Here is an 8,907-nt window from a genome sequence, read left to right on the forward strand (position 1 = left end):
CGGGTTAACCCCCCGAGACAACTTCAGCCCCGGCCTCACGGCCGGGGCTTTTTCGATCCCGGATCGCCACCGCGCTCAATACGCGCCGTAGCCGTATCCCTCGAGGGGAGGATTGGCGATCGAGCCGGGGGCCATGGGACCGGCGTCGGCGCTGACGCCGCGGACGTCGTCCGGCGGACCGTCCCAGCCGACCACGCCCATAGGGTTGTCGGGCGTGACGTTGGGATTTCCGGCGACCTGCCAAGCGTGCTGCAAGAACAGCGGCTGTTCGCGGGGCTGCACGCGGAGGGCGAGCGGTTCGGCGGCGGCAGGCCCAGCGAGGGCGAGCAGGCCGAGGCAGGCGGCACTGAGGCGAACAATCATGGCGGGCATTCCCGGTCCGTTGTGGCGGCAGAGGCCGCGCTGCACTGACACAACGCGTCACCCCGCATCCGGAGCCGGCGCGAGCGCGAACGAATGGCCGTGGAAAACCGCGGGTCACCACGCATATTCAGTCATCGATCCGGGAGGACGGCATGAATTTGGACCAGACTTTGGACGCCAATGTCGCGGAGCAGGTCGGCGCTGACGGGACGCCGTTGCGGGTCACCGCCACCCCGGCGGCCCTCGCGCTGATCGACGAGTTGCGGAGCGAGTACGGACCGGTGATGTTCCACCAGTCGGGCGGCTGCTGCGACGGGTCCTCGCCCATGTGCTACCCCGTCGGCGATTTCGTCGTCGGAGACGGGGACGTCCGTCTCGGCACGGTCGGCGGCGCGGACTTCTTCATCAGCCGGTCGCAGTTCCAGGTGTGGAAGCACACGCATCTGATCCTCGACGTCGTGCCGGGCCGTGGCGGCATGTTCTCCCTGGAGAACGGACGCGAGAAGCGCTTCCATATCCGGTCGCGGATGTTCTCCGAGGCCGAGAACCGGGCGCTCGAGGGCGCGTGCAAACTCTGAGGGAGGGGCCGCGATGGCGACCGTGAAGCTCTGGTCCGATGCCGAGGCCGAGGCCGAGCCGCGCGTCCACGCTGTCTTCGCCGACATCCGGACGACCCGGGGTTCCGATGTCATCAACAATTTCTGGCGCGGCCTCGCCAACGATCCGGCCTTGCTCGAACGCACGTGGTCCACGCTGAAGACCGTCATGGGGGCGGGAAGCCTGGATCCGCTGACGAAGGAACTGGTCTACATTGCGGTTTCGATCGCCAATGGCTGCCCGTACTGCATCCACTCCCACACGGCCGCCGCGCGCGCTAAGGGCTTGACGGCCGAGCAGCACGGCGAGTTCCTGGCCGTGGTCGGGATGGCCAACCAGACCAACGCCTTGGTCAACGGCATGCAGATCCCCATCGATCCCGCCTTCAGAGTGGAGGAAGGTTCATGAGTTCCGGGTCCGGCACGGTGAAACAGGGGCTGCGGGTGGTGCACGAGAGTGCGCCGTTCCGCGGCAAGCAGGGTCACATCTATCGACCCGCTATCTCCGCCGAGGCGGTGGGATCGAAGGCGCTGCACATGCAGCTCCTGGAGATCCCGCCCGGCGAACGCGCGCATGCCCACAAGCACGAATCGCACGAGACGGCGATCTACGTCCTGTCCGGCGTGTCGGGCTGCTTCTGGGGTGACCGCCTGGAGAACCACGCGATCGCAGGGGCGGGCGAGTTCGTCTACATCGCCGCCGACGTGCCGCACCTGCCCTACAATCGGAGCCGGACCGAGCCCGTCACGGCCGTGATCGCCCGGACGGACCCGAACGAGCAGGAGAGCGTCGTCCTGCTGCCGGACCTTGAGGCCGGTGTCGACTGGTCGAAGGCCGACGTCTAGAGCCGTTCCCGAGCGGGTCGGGGGAGGGGGGCGGTAGCCGAGCCCGTGCCGCACACGGCGAGGTCCCCTCACCGATTTGGCCTGCGACGGTCACACATCCGGGCCGAACACGAGAGCGGGCGGCAGCTCGCGACGCGCCCCCACTCCCATGCGGGATTGGGGAACGGGGCGCGGCTGTCTTGACCAGGGTCGCCGTCCTTCCAAACCGTTGCAACACGATCGGGGACGGCTCTATCCGGTCAGCGCTGCTCGATCCGCTCGTTGGCGAGACGCTCGGCGCGCGTGCGCTCGTCGGCGGAGAGGCCGGACAGGGTCTGGTCCAGCCAGGCATCGGACAGGCCCTGTCCGGCCGCGGCGAGGTTCCAGGCCGCGGCCTCGACAAGATTCTTGGCTACGCCACGGCCGACGGCGTAGAGCCGCGCGACCCGGTTCTGCGCGATGGCGTTTCCGCGTGACGCGGCGTGGAGGAAGTAGCGTGCGGCCGCGCGCTCGTCCTTGTTGACGCCGGTGCCGTTGAAGAGAAGGATCGCGTACTCGACCTCGCTGGCGAGATCGCCGTTGTCGGCGCCGCGACGAAACCACTCCGCCGCCTTGGACGGGTCCTTCGGTACGCCGCGTCCCTGCAGATAGAGCACGCCCAGATCGTGCTGCGCGGGGCCGATCTCGGCCTCGGCGGCCTTGCGGAACTGCGTGGCCGCAGCGGCCTCATCGGCGGTGGCACCCGTGCCGATCAAAATCAGTCCGAGATTGTAGGCAGCCGTAGGCGAGCCTTGGCCGGCAGCCTGCTCCAGCCAGCGGCGACCCGCTTTCGGGTCCTTGGGCATGCCGCGACCATCGAGTGCCATGAGTCCGAGGGACGCCATGGCGGATGCATCGTTCTGGGCGGCCGCCAGGCGGTACCAGTCGGCTGCCTTCACGGCATCCTGCTTCACGCCGAGGCCCTGGTTGTACAGTTCCCCGAGCAGCGTCATCGCGGCCGCATCTTTCGGATTCGTCTCGATACGCTTGGTCGCCTCTCGGAAGGCCGTGACGTACTGGCCACGCTGATACGCGCCGTAGGCGATGTCCGCCGGCTGTCCGCCCGCCGGCGGCACGGCACCGCGGGTGTAGTTCGGCGTGTACGGGCTCGGCAGTTCCGGCATCGGGGCCTTGCCGGAGCGGGCGGTGGTCGAGCCCGGCGCCGCGGGACCGGCAAGTTCCGACGCCGACCGCGCCGGGAGTGGGAAGGCCGCCGCTGCGGTAAAACCCAGGATGACCAGAGGAACGCCGCGCCTCACGCGGCCGCCTCTTGAACGGCGCGTCGGGCTCGCTCGACGGCCGCCGGATCGGTCAGCCACAGGCCGCTCTCCAGCCCGACGAACTCGGCGCCGGTGGCAGCGAGCGGGGCGATCTCCTCATGGGTGGTCGCGACGGCGATGCAGGGCGTCTCGAAGATCTCGGCCCACCACGAGACCCTGGCCAGCACGGTTGCGGCGTCCGGCGCGACCCCGTCCGGATACAGGCCGCCGAACATCAGGTAGTCGATCCCGGCCTCCCCCGCCTCCATCGCCGCGTGCTTGGTTTCGAGGCCGCCGGCGCCGAGGATGCGCCCGTCCCGCAACCGTCCGCGCAAGTCCTTCAGGTCGCGCGGCTTGTCGACGTGGATCCCGTCGGCCCCGCCGCGCACCGCCACCGTGGCGAGATCGCCGGTGAAGCCCGGGCAGGCCACGACCAGGGCCGCGCCCCGCTCCTGCGCCACCGGGGCGACAGCCTTGATGCGGGCGGTCAGCCCGCGCTCGTCGGCAGCGGCGAGCCGCAGGATCACGGCGGCGACCGCGCCGGTTTCGCAGGCGGCCTTCAGGGCCGCCGCGAAATCCGCGATACCGTCCGCGTCGAGGCCGTGCGGCCCGAGCAGGGCGAGGCGGGAATTGTTGCTCATCGACGCCGCCTATCCGGCCCTACCGGGCGCCGATCTTCGGATCGAGGGCGCCACTGGCGTAGCGCTTGGCCATCTCGGCGACGGAGATCGGCCGGATCGTCGAGCCCTTTCCGGCGGTGCCGAATTCCTCGAACCGCTGCCGGCAGAGCTTCGTCATCGCCTCCATGGCGGGCTTCAGATACTTGCGCGGGTCGAACTCGGAGGGGTTCTCGTTGAGCACCTTCCGGATCTGGCCGGTCATCGCCATGCGGTTGTCGGTGTCGATGTTGATCTTGCGCACGCCGTGCTTGATGCCGCGCTGGATCTCCTCGACCGGGACGCCCCAGGTCGGCTTCATCTGACCGCCGTACTGGTTGATGATGTCCTGGAGATCCTGCGGCACCGACGACGAGCCGTGCATCACGAGGTGGGTCGTCGGCAGGCGACGGTGGATCTCCTCGATCACGTTCATCGCCAGCACTTCGCCGTCGGGCTTGCGGGTGAACTTGTAGGCGCCGTGGCTCGTGCCCATCGCAACCGCCAAGGCATCAACCTTGGTGGCCTCCACGAACTTCACCGCCTCGTCCGGATCGGTCAGGAGCTGGTCGTGGCTGAGGGTGCCCTCGGCGCCGTGGCCGTCCTCGGCCTCGCCCTGGCCGCTTTCGAGGGAGCCGAGCACGCCCAGCTCGCCCTCGACCGAGACACCGGCCCAGTGGGCCATCTTGGTGACGTTGCGGGTGATCTCGACGTTGTAATTGTAGTCGGCGGGCGTCTTGCCGTCGGCCTTGAGCGACCCGTCCATCATTACCGAGGTGAAGCCGTACTGGATCGCCGTGGCGCAGGTGGCCTCGTTGTTGCCGTGGTCGAGATGCATGCACACCGGAATGTGCGGGTAGATCTCGACGAGGCCGTCGATCAGCTTGGCCAGCACGACGTCGTTGGCGTAGGCGCGGGCGCCGCGGCTCGCCTGGAGGATCACCGGCGAGTCGGTGGCGTCGGCCGCCGCCATGATCGCCAGCCCCTGTTCCATGTTGTTCAGGTTGAAGGCGGGCACGCCGTACTCGTGCTCGGCGGCGTGATCGAGGAGCTGCCGGAGGGTGATGCGTGCCATCGTGCCTGTCTTCCCGTTTCCGTGTGGTCGTCTGCCCGATCGCCGGTGGCGCCGTGAAGCCCTCAGCCGAGCCCTCTCGTGCCGATCTGCCGGGAGCCTCGCATCCGGTCAATCTCCGAAGCGAAACAGAGCACGCATTCGGCAAACGATCCTCACCGGCTTCCGCTCTCCAGCGCCGCCACGCGTAGCTTGACCTCGCTGACCCACCTTTCGAACTCGCCTGCCGTGCTCCGTACCATCACGCGCATGCTGGTCGCGCTCCTGAAAACCGTGCGCGGACTCCGATCGGGCGCCGCCTCAGCCCTTCGCGCGCAGCGCCTCCACGCCCGGCAGGGCCTTGCCCTCGAGCCATTCGAGGAAGGCACCGCCCGCGGTCGAGACGTAGGTGAAATCCTGAGCCACGCCAGCGTGGTTCAGCGCGGCCACGGTATCGCCGCCGCCCGCAACGGAGACAAGCTGGCCGTCCTTCGTCCGCGCGGCTGCATGCCTGGCGGCGGCCACCGTCGCAGCGTCGAACGGAGCCAGCTCGAATGCGCCCAGGGGACCGTTCCAGACCAGGGTCTTGGCCCCGTCGATCGCGGCGTTGATCTCGGTGACGGACTGCGGGCCAGCGTCGAGGATCATGCTGGCCTCGGGCACCGCATCCACCGGGACGGTCTGGTGCGGTGCCTGCGCCTTGAATTCCGTAGCCGCGACCGCGTCGACCGGCAGGATGATCCGGCAGCCCGCCTTCGCGGCCGCAGCCAGGATGCGCTTGGCGGTCTCGGCGAGATCCTTCTCGCACAGGGACTTGCCCACGGCCTTCCCTTGCGCGTGCAGGAAGGTGTTGGCCATGCCGCCGCCGATCACCAGCATGTCGACCTTGGCGACCAGATTTTCGAGAAGGTCGATCTTGGACGACACCTTGGCGCCGCCCACCAGGGCGATGACAGGGCGCTGGGGCGACTCGAGGCCCTTGGTCAGGGCATCCAGTTCAGCCTGCATCTCGCGACCGGCATAGGCCGGCAGCCGGTGCGCCAGCCCTTCCGTCGACGCGTGGGCGCGGTGGGCCGCCGAGAAGGCCTCGTTGACGTAGACGTCGCCGTTCGCCGCCAGCGCATCCGCGAAGTACGGGTCGTTCTTCTCCTCGCCCGGATGGTATCGGGTATTCTCCAGGAGCAGCACGTCGCCATCCTGCAGCGCCGCCACGGCCTTCGCGGCCGCGTCACCGACGCAATCCGACGCGAAGCCGACGGAGCGCTCGAGGGCGGCTCCAAGGGCCGGGACGACCGGTTCCAGGGAATCCTTCGGCTCGCGCTTGCCCTTCGGACGGCCGAAATGAGCGAGCAAGACGACCCTGGCGCCCTGTGCGGCGACCTCGCGGATCGTCGGAACGACGCGGTCGATGCGCGTGGTGTCGGTGACGCGTCCGTTCTCCATCGGCACATTCAGGTCGACGCGCATCAGAACGCGCTTGCCCTTCAGCGGGCCGGCGTCGTCGAGGGTGCGGAAGGCGCTCATGCGGTCCTGTGCGGGTGAGTCAGGTTTACTGGACGGTCGTGCCGACGGCGGCGCGCTGCGGCAGCAGATGGTCGAGGTTGAGCCGTTGGACGGCGATCATCAGCACCACGGTGAGGATCGCGGTGATCACCGCGGTCAGGACCAGGGCGCCGGTGCCGGGCAGCCGGCGCGTGCGCTCGGCGAGCCCCCGCATCTCCGTGCGCAGGGCGGCGAGATCGGATTGACGAGCCGCCTCGTTCATCCGGGTCGAAGCGTTCTCGACCTTGTCCTCGACCCGCGAGAGCAGCGCCTCGGAGCGGGCGTACTTATCCTCGATGCGCGAGCACTTGTCCTCGATCCGCGCGAGCTGATCGAAGAGTTGATTGGCCGGCAACGCATGAGACGGTGCGGAAGCTGCGGGCGCGCCCGCAGCGACGGGCGGGGGCGGAGCCGGCCGGGGGGGGGGCGGCACAACAGCTGGCCCGCTCGACGTGCCCTGCGAAGCGTCGGTCATCCCTGGAGAGTCCCTGGTTCGAAGAAAGGCCGTCCGATGAAAGGCGCGGCCGCCGGCCCCTCAGGAGGCGACGGCCGCGGGCACGAGGCTCAGATGAGCTTTGCCATCGCCACGGCCGTGTCGGCCATGCGGTTCGAGAAGCCCCACTCGTTATCGTACCACGTCAGGATGCGCACGAGCACGCCGTCCATGACCTTGGTCTGGTCGAGGTGGAAGGTCGACGAGTGGGGATCGTGGTTGAAGTCGATTGAGACGTTCGGGCGATCGGTGACGCCGAGCACGCCCTTCAGCGGGCCGGCGGCCGCGGCCTTGATCGCGTCGTTGATCTCCTGGACCGAGGTCGCGCGCTTGGCCGTGAACACGAGGTCGACCGCCGAGACGTTCGGAGTCGGCACGCGGATCGCGGTCCCGTCGAGCTTGCCCTTGAGTTCCGGCAGGACGAGGCCGACGGCCTTCGCGGCACCGGTCGAGGTCGGGATCATCGAGAGCGCCGCGGCGCGCGCCCGATAGAGGTCCTTGTGCATCTGGTCCAGCGAGGGCTGGTCGTTGGTGTAGGAATGGATCGTGGTCATGAAGCCGCGCTCGATGCCGACGGCGGCGTCCAGCACCTGCGCCACGGGCGCGAGGCAGTTCGTGGTGCAGGATGCGTTCGACACCACGAGGTGCTCACGGGTGAGCTTGTCGTGGTTCACGCCGTAGACCACCGTCAGGTCGGCACCGTCGGCCGGCGCCGAGACGAGGACGCGCTTGGCGCCGGCATCGAGGTGGGCCTTCGCCTTGTCCTTCGAGGTGAAGATGCCGGTGCATTCCAGCGCGATGTCGACACCGAGGTCGCGGTGCGGCAGCTCGGCCGGGTTGCGCACGGCCGTGACCTTGATGCGCTTGCCGTTCACGACGAGGAACTCGCCGTCGACCGCGACGTCGCCGGGGAAGCGGCCGTGCACGGAATCGAAGCGGAGCAGATGGGCGTTGGTCTCCACCGGGCCGAGATCGTTGATCGCCACGACCTCGATGTCGCTGCGGCCGGCTTCCGCGATCGCGCGCAGGACGTTGCGGCCGATGCGTCCGAACCCGTTGATGGCAACCTTCGTCACGGCGTGACTCCTTCGTGATGCGGCTCACCGCGCGCCGGACCTCGGGGCGCGGTCCGCGGAGCGGTCTCGGCGGCCCGCCATGCCGTCCGGGCCGGGCGGATCTGGGCGGGCGGGTTTGAACCTGCGATGAACCGGGCCGGGAGAGGCCGGGCTTCGATGCCCGTGACCGTCGGATCGGACGGCGCCGGCTGAGGCCTCGGAACTGTCGCGGACCAGCCCCCAGCAGGTCTCGCGCGGTCCCTCTCGGGAGCGCGCGGCTGTCTAACATGGCGCCTCAACCTGTCAAACGCATCGCCGTGACAAAGACCTTCGATCCACCGACCAATAAACAAGGGTCGCGGTTATCCATTGGCCGGCCGTCCGCTGGGGATCGAACGCGATTCCCTGCTGGAATTTCGCCCGGATTCGACGGAAAGCTGCCCGTCGAGGCAGACGAGGACCTATGGCCGACGAGACCGAGACCCGCTCCATCGACGACGCCCTCGGCCGGCTCGAAGTGGCGATCAATCGCCTCGATGCCGTCGTCCAGCATCGCCTCGACACCGCGGCACAGCCGGACGACCGGGACGCGGAACTCGCCCTGATGGAAGAGGATCGCGCCCGCCTGGCTGCGGCCCTCGACGCGGCGAGCGCCCGCCTCGCCGCGGTCACGGCCGCGACCGGGGAGGTCGGCCATCGGCTCGACCGGGCGATCGAGACCGTTCAGGATGTGCTCGGACGCGCCTGACCCCAACATCCGCGCCCGACGGAGCGCCGAGCGGAGCCGCCCTTGCCGCAGATCAACGTGACCATCGACGGCCGCAGCTATCGCATGGCCTGCGGGGAGGGGGAGGAAGCCCACCTCACTGGGCTCGCCACGACCCTGGATGGGCGCATCGCCGAGATGCGCAAGAGCTTCGGTGAAATCGGCGATATGCGCCTCCAGGTCATGGCGGCGCTGACCATCGCCGACGAGCTGGCGGAACTGCGGGGTCGGCTCGCGACGCTGGAAACGAATGTCGCGGAGC

12 protein-coding genes are annotated in these 8,907 nt (G+C 69.0%); 5 read left to right on the plus strand and 7 right to left on the minus strand.

Translation table 11 applies throughout. The annotated features are described in order from the left end of the window. Positions 1 to 75: 75 nt before the first annotated feature. Positions 76 to 363 (minus strand): hypothetical protein, encoded by a 288-nt coding sequence (locus AC1DXK_RS06600; RefSeq protein WP_457105021.1) that lies wholly within the window; start codon positions 361 to 363, stop codon positions 76 to 78. 152 nt (positions 364 to 515) lie between these two features. Between AC1DXK_RS06600 and AC1DXK_RS06605 the strand changes: the two genes are divergently transcribed. The 3 genes from AC1DXK_RS06605 to AC1DXK_RS06615 are packed head-to-tail and all read left to right on the plus strand — an operon-like array spanning position 516 to position 1,805. Continuing rightward, positions 516 to 941, plus strand: a complete 426-nt coding sequence (locus tag AC1DXK_RS06605) for a DUF779 domain-containing protein (RefSeq protein ID WP_457105020.1) — start codon at positions 516 to 518, stop codon at positions 939 to 941. A 13-nt stretch (positions 942 to 954) separates the two neighbouring features. After that, a complete protein-coding gene (locus AC1DXK_RS06610; RefSeq protein WP_457105019.1) occupies positions 955 to 1,368 on the plus strand; it encodes a carboxymuconolactone decarboxylase family protein in 414 nt (137 codons plus the stop codon). Next, on the plus strand, positions 1,365 to 1,805 hold the full coding sequence (locus AC1DXK_RS06615; RefSeq protein WP_457105018.1) for a cupin domain-containing protein: 441 nt from the start codon (positions 1,365 to 1,367) through the stop codon (positions 1,803 to 1,805). Before AC1DXK_RS06610 ends, AC1DXK_RS06615 begins: the two co-directional genes overlap by 4 nt. A 239-nt stretch (positions 1,806 to 2,044) precedes the next feature. On the opposite strand, the gene AC1DXK_RS06620 is transcribed toward AC1DXK_RS06615, so the two are convergent. The 6 genes from AC1DXK_RS06620 to gap all read right to left on the minus strand — a co-directional run bounded on the left by AC1DXK_RS06620 (position 2,045) and on the right by gap (position 7,900). Then, positions 2,045 to 3,082, minus strand: coding sequence for a tetratricopeptide repeat protein (locus tag AC1DXK_RS06620; protein WP_457105017.1), 1,038 nt, complete (start codon positions 3,080 to 3,082; stop codon positions 2,045 to 2,047). Then, positions 3,079 to 3,723 carry a thiamine phosphate synthase gene (locus AC1DXK_RS06625; RefSeq protein ID WP_477297229.1) on the minus strand — a complete coding sequence of 215 codons (645 nt, stop codon included), beginning with the start codon at positions 3,721 to 3,723 and terminating at the stop codon, positions 3,079 to 3,081. The genes AC1DXK_RS06620 and AC1DXK_RS06625 overlap by 4 nt, the downstream gene beginning before the upstream one ends. A gap of 19 nt (positions 3,724 to 3,742) precedes the next feature. Continuing rightward, complete coding sequence (gene fba / locus AC1DXK_RS06630) at positions 3,743 to 4,813, minus strand: class II fructose-bisphosphate aldolase (protein WP_457105015.1); 1,071 nt, start codon at positions 4,811 to 4,813, stop codon at positions 3,743 to 3,745. A gap of 297 nt (positions 4,814 to 5,110) precedes the next feature. Next, complete coding sequence (locus AC1DXK_RS06635; RefSeq protein ID WP_457105014.1) at positions 5,111 to 6,313, minus strand: phosphoglycerate kinase; 1,203 nt, start codon at positions 6,311 to 6,313, stop codon at positions 5,111 to 5,113. Positions 6,314 to 6,338: 25 nt separating this feature from the next. Further along, positions 6,339 to 6,806, minus strand: coding sequence for a hypothetical protein (locus tag AC1DXK_RS06640; RefSeq protein ID WP_457105013.1), 468 nt, complete (start codon positions 6,804 to 6,806; stop codon positions 6,339 to 6,341). Between the two features lie 89 nt (positions 6,807 to 6,895). Beyond that, positions 6,896 to 7,900 (minus strand): type I glyceraldehyde-3-phosphate dehydrogenase, encoded by a 1,005-nt coding sequence (gene gap / locus AC1DXK_RS06645; protein WP_457105012.1) that lies wholly within the window; start codon positions 7,898 to 7,900, stop codon positions 6,896 to 6,898. A gap of 442 nt (positions 7,901 to 8,342) precedes the next feature. On the opposite strand from gap, the gene AC1DXK_RS06650 reads away from it, so the two are divergent. Together AC1DXK_RS06650 and AC1DXK_RS06655 are read left to right on the plus strand one after the other, a co-directional pair. Beyond that, the gene (locus AC1DXK_RS06650) at positions 8,343 to 8,627 is read left to right on the plus strand and encodes a DUF4164 family protein (RefSeq protein ID WP_457105011.1); all 285 of its coding nucleotides are present in this window, start codon (positions 8,343 to 8,345) and stop codon (positions 8,625 to 8,627) included. 42 nt (positions 8,628 to 8,669) lie between these two features. Next, the coding region (locus AC1DXK_RS06655) for a cell division protein ZapA (protein WP_477297233.1) at positions 8,670 to 8,907 on the plus strand (238 nt) is incomplete at its 3' end.

The organism is Methylobacterium sp. P3_A11 (assembly GCF_056403155.1).